This is a genomic window from Bacteroides sp. LFL-34 (assembly GCF_027257075.1).
In the GTDB taxonomy this organism is placed as follows: Bacteria; Bacteroidota; Bacteroidia; order Bacteroidales; family Bacteroidaceae; genus Bacteroides; species Bacteroides ovatus.
In genome coordinates this window covers 48688-63901 of the sequence record NZ_JAPQKZ010000023.1, presented here as the reverse complement: position 1 = coordinate 63901, position 15214 = coordinate 48688, and the positions used below count along the sequence as shown (strand labels likewise).

The following is a 15214-nucleotide window of genomic DNA, read 5'->3' as shown; positions in this document are numbered from 1 at the left end:
AGGTCTAACTCGTTGAGTAATAACTTTGCAAACAAAAAACGAGTATGGCAAGAAGCACATTCAAGGTTCTGTTCTACGTGAACGGCAGCAAGGAGAAAAACGGTATTGTCCCCATCATGGGACGAGTGACAATCAACGGGACTGTGGCGCAGTTCAGTTGTAAGCAGAACATCCCGAAAACGCTTTGGGACGTGAAAGGAAACAAGGCGAAAGGCAAGAGCCGCGAGGCACGAGACATCAACCTTGCCCTTGACAACATCAAGGCGCAAATCATCAAACATTACCAGCGCATTTCAGACCGCGAGGCATTTGTTACGGCTGAGATGGTGCGCAACGCCTATCAGGGAATCGGCAGCGAGTATGAGACGCTGCTAAAAGCATTCGACCGTGAGAACGAAGTGTTCAAGAAACGGGTAGGCAAAGACAGGGTAATGGCTACCTATCGGGCACGTGTACGGGCAAGAAACCATGTAGCCGCCTTTATCAAGTCGTTTTACAGACGCAGCGATATGTCCATGTTGGAACTTACTCCCGATTTCATCAAGGAGTTCGCCGCATACCTCTCGACTGAAGCCGGATTGCGGAACGGTTCGATATGGGCAAACTGTATGTGGCTGAAAGGCGTGGTCATGAAAGCGCATTATAACGGGTTGATACCGCGCAATCCTTTCATCCAGTTTCATATCAGCCCCAATGTGAAAGAACGGGAATATCTGACGGAGGATGAACTGAAAGCGGTCATGACACATGAGTTTGCAGACAGCAAGCTCGCATACATCCGTGACATTTTCATCTTTGCCAGTTTCACCGCCTTGTCATTCGTGGACATTCAGGAACTGACGAATGACAACATCGTGGAGGTGAACGGCGAGAAGTGGATATTGTCCAAACGCCACAAGACAAAAGTCGCCTTCCAAGTGAAGCTGCTGGATATACCCTTGCAGATAGTCGAACGCTACCGACCGATGCAGAAAGACAATCGTATATTCCCCGGCTTGAACTATTGGTCTATCTGCAAACCGTTGAAACGGATGATAAGGGAATGTGGCATAACCAAGTCAATATCATTTCATTGCAGTCGTCATGGCTTCGCAACATTAGCTTTGAGCAAGGGGATGCCCATTGAAAGCGTAAGCCGTGTGTTGGGACATACGAATATAGTCACGACCCAACTCTACGCAAAGATAACCACGCAGAAGCTCGACAACGACCTGACCATGTTCGGCGACAAACTGAGTAAGACGTTTAACGGAATAACGATGTCATGAGTATGAGAAGAAACAGCATAACAGTGAATGAATCCGGCAATATCATCATGCCGGAGAATGTCTCAAACATTTGGATGAGCGAGCCGGAATTGGTGGAACTGTTCGGAGTAATTGCTCCGACACTTCGTTCTGCCATCAGAAACATCTATAACAGTGGAGCATTAAAAGAATACGAGGTACAGAAGTATGTTCGGCAGGAGAACGGGTATCATGCCGATGTGTTCAGCTTTCCGATGATAGTCGCACTTGCTTTCCGCATTGACAGCTTCGGTGCGGAACAGGTGCGCAATGCCATATTTAAAAGGCTGTACTTGCGAAAAGAGAAAACAAATATCTTCTTTTCGCTGGGTATAAATGGTTGGGATATGTCTAATTATCAGGCATAAGTTCTAATGATATGACGACATGAAGTAGTGAGACCTATGCGTATTCCCATTGCCAACAATGTATTTATACGAGTATGTGAATAGGTGTATTGCCATTCATACGTACGATTACGACAAAGAGGGTGTGTCAAAACTCAATTATTAAAAAGATGAACTTATAATTTGAAATTTGAGCATCCTAAAAGATCCCAAAAAGGGTCGTATCATTACTCCATACAGAGCTTGATACGACCCTTTTAAGTGTTATACGTTACAATCTGTAACTTTTAGAAGTTGTCATTTCTGTTTTGACACACCCTCCTTTTGTTGTATGTCATAAAGCCAAATCCAAGAAAATCTTACGTGAGGTATGCGTGAGTTGTTAATCCGTTCTGCGCTAATTGCCGAGTTTTGCACTGATTAAACAAAAAAATGAAGTGCTAATGAAACAAGGCAACTTTGAAAATGAGGAGTTTATCCGTGTGGGTACTACCCTCTACAAGTTAGTGAACCAGCCCCGTCTGAACGGAGGCTATGTGAAGAAGCGCATCGTGTGGAACAACGAAACACTGCGGCAGGACTACGGCAAGGACTATCTCGCCACCGTGCCGAAGTACGACGGCTTCTGCACCGTCCCCGACCATGTGGACTACCGTCCCGTGGTGGACAAGTTCCTGAACCTCTACGAGCCGATAGGACACCGTCCGCAACAAGGCGAGTTTCCCTGTATCCGGTCATTGGTGCGCCATATCTTCGGTGAACAGTATGAATTGGGCATGGACTATCTTCAATTGCTCTACCTGCAACCCGTGCAGAAACTGCCTATCCTGCTGTTGGTATCAGAAGAACGCAACACGGGCAAGAGTACATTCCTGAACTTCCTGAAAGCTGTGTTTCAAAACAATGTCACTTTCAATACCAACGAGGACTTCCGCAGCCAGTTCAATTCCGACTGGGCAGGAAAACTGCTCATCGTGGTGGACGAGGTATTGCTCAACCGCAGGGAGGACAGCGAGCGGTTGAAGAACCTCAGCACCACACTTTCCTACAAGGTGGAAGCCAAAGGCAAAGACCGTGACGAGATAGCGTTCTTTGCCAAGTTCGTGCTATGCTCCAACAACGAGTATCTGCCTGTTATCATTGATGCAGGTGAAACACGCTATTGGGTGCGCAAGATAGACCGTCTGCAATCCGATGACACAGACTTCCTGCAAAAGCTGAAAGCTGAGATACCTGCCTTTCTGTATTACCTGCAATACAGACAACTTTCCACCGAAAAGGAAAGCCGTATGTGGTTTGCGCCCTCTTTGCTGCATACCGAAGCCTTGCAGAAGATTATCCGCAGCAACCGCAACCGATTGGAGATAGAGATGTGCGAACTTATCCTTGACATTATGGAAAGTGTCGGCACGGACACATTCTCGTTCTGCCACAACGACATTCTTCTTTTGCTGGTACATTCGCAGGTAAAGGTGGAGAAGCACCAAGTCAGAAAGGTATTGCAGGAATGTTGGAAACTTACTCCTGCCTCTAACGGGCTTACATATACCACTTACCAATTCAATTACAATCGGGAGTGCCGATATGAGCCGATAAAAAGAGTCGGTCGTTTCTACACCGTCACAAGGGAACAACTTGAATCCCTGTAATACTATTCTTTTTTTGTTGAATTGATGAATAATGATATAACCATACTGATAATAAACAGCATACACTCTCAACAAATTCTCAACAATCGAAAAGAAAAGTTGAGAGGGAAACAGCATCAGTTTGTTGGATTCTCTATTTGTGAGTGGTTTGTTGAGAAGATGTTGAGAATATAAAGCATTAACGTATAGGACAATACATATCTCATTCATCAAATCAACGTTTTTACAGTCATCATCAAATCCATAGAAATTATATCATGAACATCCAAGAAGCAAAACAAATCAAAATTGCGGACTATCTGCAAAGTTTGGGTTATTCGCCCGTAAAGCAACAGGGAAACTGCCTGTGGTATAAATCCCCGTTCCGTCAGGAAACGGAAGCCTCGTTCAAGGTGAACACCGACCGCAACCTGTGGTTCGATTATGGACTGGGAAGAGGTGGTAACATCATCGCACTTGCAGGGGTACTGTACGCATCCGACCATGTGCCTTATCTGCTTGGCAAGATAGCGGAACAGGCACCACACATCCGTCCCATATCTTTCTCTTTTCGCCAGCAGGCATCCGAACCGAGTTTCCAACATTTGGAGGTGGGCGAACTCACCCATCCGGCATTGCTCCGATACTTGCAGGAACGGGGCATAAACATCGCTTTGGCAAAGGCGCAATGTAAAGAGCTCCACTTCACCCATAACGGCAAGCCCTATTTCGCCATCGGTTTTCCGAATGTGGCGGGAGGATTTGAAGTGCGTAACCGTTTTTTCAAAGGCTGTGTCGCACCCAAAGACATCAGCCATATTCGGCAACAGGGAGAAGCGAGAGAGAAATGCCTTGTATTCGAGGGCATGATGGACTATCTTTCATTCCTCACGTTGCGGAAGAGGAACTGCTCGAACTTGCCCGACCTTGACAGGCAGGATTACGTCATCCTCAATTCGACCGCCAATGTTTCCAAAGCTATAGATGTGCTGCACGGGTATGGACGTATCCACTGCATGCTCGACAATGACGAGGCGGGAAGAAAGGCGTATCGGGAATTGGAAAGGAAGTTCGCCGGACGCATCCGCGACTTCTCCGACAACTACAAAGGGCATAAAGACCTGAACGATTACCTGCGTGGAATCCGGCAGAAATTAGCCGTTAGTCCACCGCCAAGAACTATCGTAAAACCCAAGAAGAAAGGGTTGGGATTATGACATCCCGAATGAGAAAAACGGGAGATGCCCGAAACTCATTCCTTAAGGATTGGGAGGTAGCAAGTTTGTGTTTCGGGTGTACCGAAACCGCTTGCCACCCACCATCCAAATTGCAGGAGGTGGCATCCCGTCGGTCTATACAGTTGAATCAGTAACCGAATTAAAAGGAATAAAATATGGAACAGACAAAGGAACACAAGGAACGCAACAAGGGAGGTCGCCCCAAGAAGGAAGCAACCGAGAAACTGAAATACCGTATCGCAGTGAAAATGACGGCAGCCGACTACTTCCGCCTGCTGACACGATCGCATGAGGCGGGCGTATCACCAAGCGAGTACATGAGGGAATGTTTCCGTAACGGTCATGTGAAAGAACGGCTGTCGGAGGAACATGCCGGATACATCCGCCAACTCTGCGGCATGGCTAACAATCTCAACCAGCTTGCGCGTAAGGCAAACGCCGGAGGCTTCCACGATGAACGGTGGGACTGCAAGGTGGCAGTGGCAAGGATTCATGAACTTATAACCAAGATAGGGATATGATGGCGAAAATCGTAAAAGGAAGCGACTTCAAGGGTGCGGTGGATTACATCATCGACAAGAAGAAGGATACGCAGATAGTAGCAAGCGAAGGCTTGTTTATGGAAAATCTGGAAACTATCGCCATGAGTTTCAATGCCCAGTCACGGATGAACGATAAGGTGACAAAACCTGTCGGACATATCGCGTTGAGTTTTTCCAAAGAGGATGAGTTACGGCTGACGAACCGTATCATGGCAGGCATCGCGCTTGAATATATGGAACGGATGGGAATCAAGAATACGCAGTTCTTCATCGCCCAGCATTTCGACAAGGAGCATCCACACGTGCATATTGCTTTCAACCGCATAGACAACAACGGCAATACCATATCGGACAGGCACGAGCGTCTGCGCAGTACCCGCATCTGCAAGGAATTGACCTTGAAATACGGCTTGCATATGGCTGGCGGAAAGGACAATGTCAAACGCAACCGCCTGAAAGAGCCAGACAGGACGAAATATGCGCTTTACGACATCATCAAAATGGAAGTCGGCAGATGCGGCAACTGGAACGTGCTTATCGCCAACCTGAAACGGCAGGGAGTGGAAGTACATTTCAAGCATAAGGGGCAGACCAGCGAGGTGCAGGGTGTTGTATTCTCCATGAATGGCTACCATTTCAACGGCTCCAAAGTGGACAGGCGTTTCAGTTATTCCAAGATTGACGCGGCTTTGCAGCACAACAGATGCAGGGAACGTATGGGAATAACAGCCGGAATATATGAAACGGCTACACCAAGCGCACCGTCCGGCACGGCACAAAGCGAGTTGTTCAACGGCTCTTGGGGATTGCTAAAAAGCAGTGGCTCATCTTATAACGCTGCTGATGCGGAAGCCAATCAGGAAATGGTGGATATACTTCGCAGAAGGAAGAAAGTTAAGCGCAAGAGAGGTGTTGGGTTCTAATATTCTGTACTAATCCAATTCTCACGACACTTGCGCTCTATATTCATTCGGAGTGTAACCTACCTCTTTCTTGAACAGTCGGGTAAAATGTTGCGGGTACTGAAAACCGAGATTATAGGCGATTTCATTAACGGTGTCGTCTGTAGATGCAAGTTCCGTCTTGGCTATTTCAATAGACTTGTCATGAATGAAATGCAGGGCGGTTGAACCTGTTTCTTTTTTCAATAAATCACTGAAATAGTTGGGCGAGAGGCAGAGCTTGTCTGCACAATACTGTACAGTGGGCAAGCCTATCCGTTTAGCAGCCCCATCATGGAAGTATTCGTCAAGCAACCGCTCAAATCTTGCGAGGATGTCTCGGTTTTGGTTGTCGCGTGTGATGAACTGGCGGTCATAGAAACGTGTGCAGTAATCAAGGAACGTCTTGATGCTGTCTGTGATGAGGTTCTTGCTGTGACGGTGTATCGGATGGTTCAATTCATATTGAATCTTGTGGAAGCAATCCATGATGATTTGCCGTTCTTCCACACTAAGGTGCAATGCCTCGTTTGTCTCGTAGGAAAAGAACGAATATTCACGCATTATCCGCCCGAGAGGTGTATTCCGCAGCAGGTCGGGATGGAACATAAGCAGGTAGCCATCTGGTTGGAACTGCATGCCGTCATCTTCCGCACCGAACACCTGTCCGGGCGCGATAAATATCAGTGTGCATAATTATTCCTAAGTCTGTGAAACCGGAACGCATGAAGCAGAATCTCGACATATTAGACTTCACCCTGTCGGCCGACGACATGGCACGGATAAAGACGCTGGATACCGACAAGCCTTTCTTACTCGGCTCGCACGAAGATCCAGAAATCGTAAAATGGTTCATGCAGTACAAAAACGCCTGAACATCAACAACCATATTTCGATAGCCGCTATCGACTATATTAAGAAGTTATTCGTATATGCCTTTATTGTAATCCGTCATGTACTGAGTAAATGTTTTGCCTGTTTGCTGTTTGAAGAAGCGCATGAGATGGCTCGGATCAGAGAAATTGAAATCATCCGCCATTTCACTGACAGTGCGGTTGGAGAATAGCAATTCGTTCTTCAGTTCCTCAAGCAGACGTTGTTTTATCAAATGGGTAGCTGATACTCCGAATTGGGCTTTTACTGAGTTATTGAGTGTGATGCGACTGACATGAAGCATGTCTGCATATTCCTGCACCCGCTGGTGGGTGCGGATATTCTGTTCCAACAAGTCCTTGAACCGAAAAGCGAAATTGTTTTTAGCAATTTCAGCGGGCAAGCAATAGGCGGCAGCGTATGTACGATTGATAATCAGCAAAAGATAATATAGTAAGGAAACAATGATATTGTACGTATCGGACACTGGATTCATCAGCTCATACTTAATCTTTCCGAGCAGCCGCATATATTCCTTCATTTCGTCATGTGTGGCATTGATGTAAGGCGGCGTATCTGTCTGGTAACAATACAAAAGGCGAAAAACGAAGAACTTGTCGGCGATAAAAGTACGCATGAAATCTTCGCGGAATATAAGGAACGTGTAATCCAACGCCGTCTCATCTACATGCCACTCTTGTTGCTGATGGGGTGAAAGCAGGAGAACCATGCCGTCGCGCAGTTCAATCTTGCGGAAGTTCAGTAGCAAATATCCGTTTGCCTTACGGAAAAAGTAGAAGCTGAAGAAGTCTGTCTTAAACCGCTTGTTTTCTGTCAGCACAAGTCCGATGTCCTTGTTTATGGCAGTATTGATGTAAAAATCCACGCCGCAGCGTGTCTTGTTGAACGGTACGCTGACCAGTCGATCAGGGTTGATTATCTCGTCCATATCCTTGTCGTTTTTGCAAAGATAATAATTTCATTTATCAAAATGGCATAATTACCGTTTTTTCAGGCATAGATGTTTCGCCGGATTCTTCCGAACTTTGCACCCGTAATCAATAACAAGACATATAGTCATGAAAAAGACATCCACAGTACAATTGGTGCGCAATGCCACCTTGAAAATCAGGTATGCGGGACACACCATGCTAATTGACCCCGTTTTAGCCGACAAAGGCACTTTGATATCGGCCCTCGGTGTGAATAAAACACCGAGGGTACACCTCACCATTCCTATTCAGGATATTATCGGAGGCGTGGACATGGTGCTCCTGACCCACAATCACATCGACCATTACGAGCCGAGTGTCCCCACACATTTGCCCAAAGAAATTCCTTTCTACGTTCAGCCCCAGGACGCGGACGCCATCAGAAACGACGGATTTACAAATGTGATACCCATCGAAGAAATAAAAACAATAGACGGCATATCCATTTACCGCACGACCGGACATCATGGTTTCGGGCAGATCGGGCAGATGATGGGACCTGTATCAGGTTATGTGCTAAAAGCCGAGGGCTTCCCGACCGTTTATATAATGGGTGACTGCCGATGGGAAGCATGTATCCGAGACACCGTGGAACGGTTCAATCCTGACTATATCGTGGTAAACTCCGGAGGTGCAATCTTTCCCGAATTTTCCAAAACGGACGGTCCTATCATCCCCGACGAGAACGAAGTGATGCAGATACTTGACGAATTGCCTTCGCATATCAAGCTGATAGCCGTACACATGGATGCCATCGACCATTGCCAGACCACCCGTGCAATTCTGCGCAATGAGGCAACGCATCACGAAGCCGACATGAGCCGGCTGATTATCCCGGAGGACGGAGAAACAGTTGTGTTATGAGTGTCTGCATTAAATCCCTGATAAAAAACATGAACATAGTGGTAGGGTGCACTATAGGATGCCCTTACTGCTATGCCCGTAACAACTGCCGCCGTTTCCACATTACCGACGACTTTTCCGTGCCTGAATACATGGAACGAAAACTGCGCATCATCGATACGTCCCGTCCTCATGTGTGGCTCATGACAGGAATGAGCGATTTCTCCGATTGGAAGCCTGAATGGAACGCAGAAATTTTCGAGCGGATCAGCAGCAATCCCCAGCACGCCTATATCTTTCTGACGAAGCGCCCTGACAAAATCAGTTTCTCCTCTGACGACGAGAACGTATGGATGGGCGTGACCGTCACGCGCAGTTCCGAGAAAAGGAGGATTGATGATTTGAAAAAGAATATCAAAGCACGACACTACCATGTCACGTTTGAACCTCTCTTCGATGATATCGGCGAGATTGATTTCGAGGGAATTGACTGGATTGTCATAGGCACAGAGACCGGAAACCGAAAAGGAAAGTCATATTCGCGCCCCGAATGGGTGCTTAGCATTGCAGAACAGGCAAAGGCTCATGGCATACCGGTGTTCATGAAAGAGGATTTGCTGCCGATTATGGGCGACGAAAGAATGATTCAGGAATTGCCGGAACAATTTACCAGACGAATACAATGAATATGGATACAATAAAGGAAATAGATGTAAAGAGTGTAATGACCAAATCCTCTCTGCCGGTGGGAGGATATTCGGTCAACCCTTATGTAGGGTGTCCCCACGCCTGCAGGTATTGCTACGCATCGTTCATGAAACGGTTCACCGGGCACACCGAGCCGTGGGGTACGTTTTTAGATGTAAAAAACTGGAAGCCGATAACGAATCCTCATAAATACGACGGTGAACGTGTTGTAATAGGGTCTGTGACGGACGGTTACAATCCGTATGAAGAAGAATTCCACCGTACCCGAAGGCTGCTCGAAGAGCTGCGAGGAAGCGATGCCGAGATTATGATATGCACAAAGTCCGATCTTGTCCTTCGCGATCTCGACCTGTTGAAGAGTTTTCCCAAAGTGACTGTGTCATGGTCTGTCAATACGCTCGACGAGCAGTTCTGCGCAGATATGGACAACGCCGTAAGCATTGAACGCCGTCTGAAAGCGATGCGTCAGACATACGAGGCAGGTATCCGCACCGTATGCTTCGTCTCGCCCATATTCCCCAGAATAACAGACGTGAAGGCAATAATAGAGGAGGTAAAAGATTATGCTGATTTAATCTGGCTTGAAAACCTGAATTTACGCGGGCAGTTCAAAGGCGGGATAATGACGTATATCCGTGAGAAGTATCCTGACCTCATACCGCTTTACGAGGAAATTTACAATAAAAAAAGGCTTGAATACTGGCAGGCATTGGAGCAGGACATTTCAAATTACGCCAAGGAGCAGGGCTTCCCGTATCGTATAAACGATCTGCCATACGGACGCTCGGAAAAAGGCAAACCTGTCATCGTAAACTACTTCTACCACGAAAAAATACGATTGACAAAATGAGGCTATGCCGGACTGATGCAGAAAAGTTGTAGCGCGGATAAAAGCACCATGTATGTGGATAATATCCGGCAATCTTCCGAGCGTATGCGGGAGATGCTCAACACGCTGCTGGATTTCTTCCGTCTGGACAACGGCAAGGAGCAACCCAACCTTTCCCCTTGCAGGATTTCCGCAATCACGCATATTCTTGAAACGGAGTTCATGCCCATTGCCATGAACAAGGGGCTGACTTTGATAGTGGAGAGCCACACCGATGCGGTGGTTTTGACCGACAAGGAACGTATCCTGCAAATCGGCAACAACTTGTTGTCAAACGCCATCAAGTTCACGGATAACGGTAGTGTATCATTGGCAGCGGATTATGATAACGGTTTGCTGAAACTTATCGTTGAAGATACCGGTACGGGCATGACCGAAGATGAGCAACAACGAGTATTCGGTGCATTTGAACGTCTTTCAAATGCCGCCGCAAAAGACGGCTTCGGATTAGGATTGTCCATCGTGCAGCGTATTGTGGCGATGCTCGGTGGAACTATACACTTGGAAAGCGAGAAAGGCAAAGGGAGCCGCTTCACGGTGGAAATTCCCATGCAGACAGCCGAGGAACTGCCGGAACAGACAATTCAAGCGCAAATGCGCCATAATCATATCTGCCATGATGTGATTGCCATCGACAATGACGAGGTACTTCTCCTTATGTTGAAAGAAATGTATGCCCATGAAGGGATGCACTGCGATACCTGTACCAATGTTTCGGTACTGATGGAGCTGATACGAAAAAAGGAATACAGCCTGCTTCTGACGGATCTGAATATGCCTGAGATAAGCGGTTTTGAACTGCTGGAACTGTTGCGCTCATCCAATGTAGGCAACTCGAAGAGTATTCCCATAGTCGTGACAACCGCTTCGGGCAGTTGCAGCAAGGAGGAACTTATAGGGCGTGGATTTGCCGGATGCCTGTTCAAGCCGTTCTCCATATCCGAACTGATGGAGATTACGGATAAATGCGCATTAAGCAGCATATTGGATGAAAAGCCGGATTTTTCCACTCTGCTATCTTATGGCAATGAATCCGTCATGCTGGACAAACTGATAGCGGAAACCGAAAAGGAAATGCAGGCGGTCAAGGATGCAGAACAGCGTAAAGACCTCCAAGAACTGGACACACTTACACACCATCTGCGAAGTTCATGGCAGATTCTCCGTGCCGACCAGCCATTGAGGGAACTTTACGCCCAACTTCATGGAAGTGCCACTCCAGATGACGAAGCGATATGCAAAGCGGTGACCGGCTGTGCTGGATAAAGGTGCTGAAATTATCCGGCAGGCAAAAGAAGAAAGGAAAAATACGAAAATGGATAAAACAAGAATCATCGTGGTGGAGGACAATATCGTGTATTGCGAGTTTGTCTGCAACCTGCTGGCACGGGAAGGATTCCGTACCGTGCAGGCTTACCACCTCTCGACCGCGAAGAAACTTCTGCAACAAGCCTCAGACGGGGACATCGTGGTTTCTGACCTACGACTACCCGACGGTGACGGCATCGACCTATTACGATGGATGCGCAAGGAAGGCATGACACAACCGTTAATCATCATGACCAACTATGCCGAAGTGCATACGGCAGTCGAAAGTATGAAACTCGGCTCGCTGGACTATATCCCCAAGCAGCTTGTGGAGGATAAACTTATGCCTCTGCTTCATACCATCCTGAAAGAACGGAGTATCGGACGAAATCGTATGCCCGTTTTTGCCCGTGACAGTTCCGCCTTTCAGAAAATCATGCAACAGATAAGATTAGTTGCCCCTACTGATATGAGCGTGCTGATATTCGGAGAGAACGGCACGGGCAAGGAGCATATCGCCCACCATCTGCATGATAAGAGCAAAAGGGCAGGGAAACCGTTTGTGCCTGTGGACTGCGGTTCACTCTCCAAAGACCTTGCGCCCTCGGCATTCTTCGGACATGTCAAAGGCGCGTTTACGGGTGCGGACAGCACAAAGAAAGGATACTTCAATGAGGCAGAGGGTGGCACATTGTTCTTGGATGAGGTAGGCAATCTCGCATTGGAAACCCAGCAGATGTTACTCCGTGCCATACAGGAACGGAGATACCGCCCTATAGGTGACAAGACGGACAAGAGCTTCAATGTCCGCATCATCGCCGCCACCAACGAGGATCTGGAGAAAGCGGTCATTGAAAAACGTTTCCGACAGGATTTGCTGTACCGTTTGCACGACTTCGAGATAACTGTTCCGCCCTTGCGTGACTGTCAGGAGGACATCATGCCGTTGGCGGAGTTCTTCCGTGAGATTGCCAACAATGAATTGGAATGTAGCGTGACTGGGTTCGATGCGGAAGCCCGTAAGACATTGCTGACCCATCCGTGGCCGGGTAATGTCCGTGAGCTTCGGCAGAAGATAATGGGCGCGGTGTTGCAGGCACAGACGGGAGTTGTCATGAAAGAGCATCTGGAACTTGCCGTAACGAAACCGACCTCACCTGTCAGCTTCGCCTTGCGAAACGATGCGGAGGACAAGGAACGCATCTTACGCGCGTTGAAGCAGGCAAACGGAAACCGCAAGGTTGCCGCCGAATTGCTCGGAATCGGACGTACAACGCTGTATAGCAAGTTGGAAGAGTATGGATTAAAGTATAAATTTCAGCAATCATAGCCCGCAACTTGCCGAAAATAGAAGTAACGGTTAAACCGGATTATTCAGCGAAGATAAAAAACGTCCTGTGATAAAAATCATGGGACATTTTGATGTGTATCCGATTTTTATTGCTACTTTTGTACCAAGACGAGAGACATTGACAGCAACTCACAGCAGAACGTAGAAATAGACAGGGTTGCCAAATCATTACCTCATTTTTACCTTATCCTCAGAACTGCTTGCTAATAAAGTGGTTATAAAAATCTTCCAGAATTACAGAAAAATTTTGGTTGTACAGTGACTCGTGTCCGTCGAAGCGGTATTGATTTGTCTCCATCTCCAGATCTCGCTTTGAAGTTTGGTGATAAATTGATGGTTGTCGGTGAGAAAGAAGGACTTAAAGGAGTAGCCCGCCTGCTGGGTAACAATGCGAAGAAACTGTCTGATACGGATTTCTTCCCCATTGCGATGGGTATTGTACTGGGAGTGCTGTTCGGCAAAATAAATATATCTTTCTCTGATAGTCTGTCATTCTCTCCGGGACTGACCGGCGGAGTATTGATGGTAGCCCTTGTGTTGAGTGCGATTGGTAAGACAGGCCCCATCATCTGGTCTATGTCCGGACCTGCCAATCAGTTGTTGCGCCAGTTAGGTCTGCTTCTTTTTCTTGCCGAAGTGGGAACTTCTGCCGGTAAGAATCTGGTAGCCACTTTCCAGGAAAGCGGATTGCTGATGTTCGGAGTAGGAGCTGCCATCACATTGGTACCGATGCTTGTAGCAGCTATTGTCGGACGTCTGGTATTTAAAATCAGTCTGCTCGATTTGCTGGGAACGATAACGGGAGGTATGACGAGTACTCCGGGACTTGCAGCTGCCGATTCAATGGTGGACAGTAACATACCGAGCGTAGCTTACGCAACTGTTTATCCGATTGCCATGGTATTTCTGATTCTGTTTATTCAAATCATAGCTTCGGCAGTATATTAACAGAATTTTGTAGATTCATTGATTGTTAAATAAATAGTTCGTATCTTTGCCGCCTCAAAGAAAAAATGAGGTGAAACGATTGTTATTGAATATTACACGCTACTTCTTACCGATACTGTTTGTGTCGTATCTGGTAAGCTTCACATTCTTTGCCCACGTGCATGTGGTCAATGGCGTGACAATCGTCCATTCACACCCATTTAAGAAAGGGGCGGCACATAAACACTCTACAGTCGAACTGCTACTGATTCATTTTCTGTCTCATTTAACGGCAGACGGTGCAGCCGTAGTTTTTGCTCTTTCCCTTTTTATTCCTTTCTTATTGTATTTGTTGCTCGGCCGTTCGCCGTATGCTCACTATCACTGTCCGTATCATGGGGTAGTGGGACTTAGAGCACCTCCGGCTATTCGTTTCTCCATTCTTTGAATGATGATACCGTACCTTGCATGAGGTAGGGCATTATCTGTCTATCCATGTGAGTACTTATCGAAAACTAATAACAAACGAAAAATGAAGAAATACATCTTTTCGCTTGTCTGCTTGTGCTGCGCATTGTTGCCTGCCCTTGAAGGACAAGCTCATGAATATCCTAATCATCCTGAATTACGTAAGTCAGACGCCAATATCGTTGGCCATATTCTTGATAAAAACACCAAAGAACACTTGCCCTATATAACAGTCGCCTTGAAAGGTACTACCATCGGAACGGTAACCGATGCTACCGGGCATTATTTCTTGAAGAATCTTCCCGAAGGCAATTTTGTGCTCGAAGTTAGTTCGGTGGGGTATAAAACCGTCAGACGGAATGTGACGCTGAAGAAAGGGCGCACATTGGAAGAAGATTTCGAGATAGAAGAAGATGCAGTTGCCTTGGATGGCGTAGTAGTATCTGCCAATCGTAACGAGACTACCCGTCGCCTGGCTCCGACACTGGTGAATGTGGTGGATCTGAAAATCTTTGAGAATACCAATTCTACGACTTTGGCACAAGGATTGAGCTTTCAGCCGGGTGTCCGTGTAGAGTCTAATTGTCAGAATTGCGGCTTCCAGCAAGTGCGTATCAATGGACTGGATGGCCCTTATACGCAAATCCTGCTCGATTCCCGTCCTATTTTTAGTGCACTTTCCGGTGTGTATGGCATCGAGCAGATTCCTGCCAGCATGATAGAACGTGTGGAAGTGATGCGTGGAGGCGGATCTGCTTTGTTCGGCTCGTCTGCTATTGCCGGAACAATCAATATCATTACCAAAGAACCGATGCGCAATTCCGGTATGTTATCGCATACCATTACAGGTATTGGTGATGGCGATGCTTTTGA

Annotated in this window: 14 protein-coding genes and 3 pseudogenes; 15 read left to right on the top strand and 2 right to left on the bottom strand. The window is 47.0% G+C overall.

From position 1 onward, the window contains the following. Positions 1 to 44 precede the first annotated feature (44 nt). From N5O98_RS14940 to N5O98_RS14915, 6 genes are all read left to right on the top strand, one after another. Complete coding sequence (locus tag N5O98_RS14940) at positions 45 to 1268, top strand: site-specific integrase (RefSeq protein WP_005775881.1); 1224 nt, start codon at positions 45 to 47, stop codon at positions 1266 to 1268. Then, on the top strand, positions 1265 to 1654 hold the full coding sequence (locus tag N5O98_RS14935) for a hypothetical protein (RefSeq protein WP_004328110.1): 390 nt from the start codon (positions 1265 to 1267) through the stop codon (positions 1652 to 1654). Before N5O98_RS14940 ends, N5O98_RS14935 begins: the two co-directional genes overlap by 4 nt. A gap of 422 nt (positions 1655 to 2076) precedes the next feature. Then, on the top strand, positions 2077 to 3282 hold the full coding sequence (locus N5O98_RS14930; RefSeq protein WP_004328112.1) for a primase-helicase family protein: 1206 nt from the start codon (positions 2077 to 2079) through the stop codon (positions 3280 to 3282). 257 nt (positions 3283 to 3539) lie between these two features. Continuing rightward, a complete protein-coding gene (locus N5O98_RS14925; RefSeq protein WP_005775883.1) occupies positions 3540 to 4478 on the top strand; it encodes a toprim domain-containing protein in 939 nt (312 codons plus the stop codon). 176 nt (positions 4479 to 4654) lie between these two features. Beyond that, entirely contained in the window at positions 4655 to 5020 is a 366-nt protein-coding gene (locus N5O98_RS14920; RefSeq protein WP_004329306.1) for a MobC family plasmid mobilization relaxosome protein, read from the top strand. Beyond that, positions 5017 to 5964, top strand: coding sequence for a relaxase/mobilization nuclease domain-containing protein (locus tag N5O98_RS14915; protein ID WP_004329305.1), 948 nt, complete (start codon positions 5017 to 5019; stop codon positions 5962 to 5964). The genes N5O98_RS14920 and N5O98_RS14915 overlap by 4 nt, the downstream gene beginning before the upstream one ends. A 21-nt stretch (positions 5965 to 5985) precedes the next feature. Here N5O98_RS14915 and N5O98_RS14910 read toward each other — a convergent pair whose 3' ends face one another. Then, a complete protein-coding gene (locus tag N5O98_RS14910) occupies positions 5986 to 6645 on the bottom strand; it encodes a helix-turn-helix domain-containing protein (protein ID WP_004329304.1) in 660 nt (219 codons plus the stop codon). Between the two features lie 23 nt (positions 6646 to 6668). Between N5O98_RS14910 and N5O98_RS14905 the strand changes: the two genes are divergently transcribed. Next, positions 6669 to 6857, top strand: coding sequence for a hypothetical protein (locus tag N5O98_RS14905; RefSeq protein ID WP_005775886.1), 189 nt, complete (start codon positions 6669 to 6671; stop codon positions 6855 to 6857). A gap of 47 nt (positions 6858 to 6904) precedes the next feature. On the opposite strand, the gene N5O98_RS14900 is transcribed toward N5O98_RS14905, so the two are convergent. Further along, positions 6905 to 7804 (bottom strand): helix-turn-helix domain-containing protein, encoded by a 900-nt coding sequence (locus N5O98_RS14900; protein ID WP_004329302.1) that lies wholly within the window; start codon positions 7802 to 7804, stop codon positions 6905 to 6907. Between the two features lie 130 nt (positions 7805 to 7934). Between N5O98_RS14900 and N5O98_RS14895 the strand changes: the two genes are divergently transcribed. The 8 genes and pseudogenes from N5O98_RS14895 to N5O98_RS27605 all read left to right on the top strand — a co-directional run. After that, positions 7935 to 8711 carry an MBL fold metallo-hydrolase gene (locus N5O98_RS14895; RefSeq protein WP_004329300.1) on the top strand — a complete coding sequence of 259 codons (777 nt, stop codon included), beginning with the start codon at positions 7935 to 7937 and terminating at the stop codon, positions 8709 to 8711. Next, positions 8708 to 9376, top strand: a complete 669-nt coding sequence (locus tag N5O98_RS14890) for a radical SAM mobile pair protein A (protein ID WP_004329299.1) — start codon at positions 8708 to 8710, stop codon at positions 9374 to 9376. The genes N5O98_RS14895 and N5O98_RS14890 overlap by 4 nt, the downstream gene beginning before the upstream one ends. Continuing rightward, the gene (locus tag N5O98_RS14885) at positions 9373 to 10248 is read left to right on the top strand and encodes a radical SAM mobile pair protein B (RefSeq protein WP_004329298.1); all 876 of its coding nucleotides are present in this window, start codon (positions 9373 to 9375) and stop codon (positions 10246 to 10248) included. Before N5O98_RS14890 ends, N5O98_RS14885 begins: the two co-directional genes overlap by 4 nt. Beyond that, positions 10249 to 11610 (top strand): annotated as a pseudogene (locus N5O98_RS14880) (hybrid sensor histidine kinase/response regulator); the annotation flags it as partial. It abuts the gene before it with no gap. Continuing rightward, positions 11603 to 12925, top strand: coding sequence for a sigma-54-dependent transcriptional regulator (locus N5O98_RS14875; protein WP_005775887.1), 1323 nt, complete (start codon positions 11603 to 11605; stop codon positions 12923 to 12925). The pseudogene N5O98_RS14880 and the gene N5O98_RS14875, both read left to right, overlap by 8 nt. A gap of 255 nt (positions 12926 to 13180) precedes the next feature. Next, positions 13181 to 13894 (top strand): annotated as a pseudogene (locus tag N5O98_RS14870) (TrkA C-terminal domain-containing protein); the annotation flags it as partial. Positions 13895 to 13940: 46 nt separating this feature from the next. Continuing rightward, on the top strand, positions 13941 to 14321 hold the full coding sequence (locus N5O98_RS14865) for a hypothetical protein (RefSeq protein WP_004317845.1): 381 nt from the start codon (positions 13941 to 13943) through the stop codon (positions 14319 to 14321). Between the two features lie 84 nt (positions 14322 to 14405). Next, positions 14406 to 15068: pseudogene (locus N5O98_RS27605) on the top strand (TonB-dependent receptor); the annotation flags it as partial. Between the last annotated feature and the right edge of the window lie 146 nt (positions 15069 to 15214).

What these genes read in the sequence shown, in the direction of transcription:
- N5O98_RS14940 (WP_005775881.1), top strand. Translation starts at nt 45, where the DNA reads ATGGCAAGAAGCACATTCAAGGTTCTGTTCTACGTGAACGGCAGCAAG.
- N5O98_RS14935 (WP_004328110.1), top strand. Translation starts at nt 1,265, where the DNA reads ATGAGTATGAGAAGAAACAGCATAACAGTGAATGAATCCGGCAATATC.
- N5O98_RS14930 (WP_004328112.1), top strand. Translation starts at nt 2,077, where the DNA reads ATGAAACAAGGCAACTTTGAAAATGAGGAGTTTATCCGTGTGGGTACT.
- N5O98_RS14925 (WP_005775883.1), top strand. Translation starts at nt 3,540, where the DNA reads ATGAACATCCAAGAAGCAAAACAAATCAAAATTGCGGACTATCTGCAA.
- N5O98_RS14920 (WP_004329306.1), top strand. Translation starts at nt 4,655, where the DNA reads ATGGAACAGACAAAGGAACACAAGGAACGCAACAAGGGAGGTCGCCCC.
- N5O98_RS14915 (WP_004329305.1), top strand. Translation starts at nt 5,017, where the DNA reads ATGATGGCGAAAATCGTAAAAGGAAGCGACTTCAAGGGTGCGGTGGAT.
- N5O98_RS14900 (WP_004329302.1), bottom strand. Translation starts at nt 7,804, where the DNA reads ATGGACGAGATAATCAACCCTGATCGACTGGTCAGCGTACCGTTCAAC.
- N5O98_RS14895 (WP_004329300.1), top strand. Translation starts at nt 7,935, where the DNA reads ATGAAAAAGACATCCACAGTACAATTGGTGCGCAATGCCACCTTGAAA.
- N5O98_RS14890 (WP_004329299.1), top strand. Translation starts at nt 8,708, where the DNA reads ATGAGTGTCTGCATTAAATCCCTGATAAAAAACATGAACATAGTGGTA.
- N5O98_RS14885 (WP_004329298.1), top strand. Translation starts at nt 9,373, where the DNA reads ATGAATATGGATACAATAAAGGAAATAGATGTAAAGAGTGTAATGACC.
- N5O98_RS14875 (WP_005775887.1), top strand. Translation starts at nt 11,603, where the DNA reads ATGGATAAAACAAGAATCATCGTGGTGGAGGACAATATCGTGTATTGC.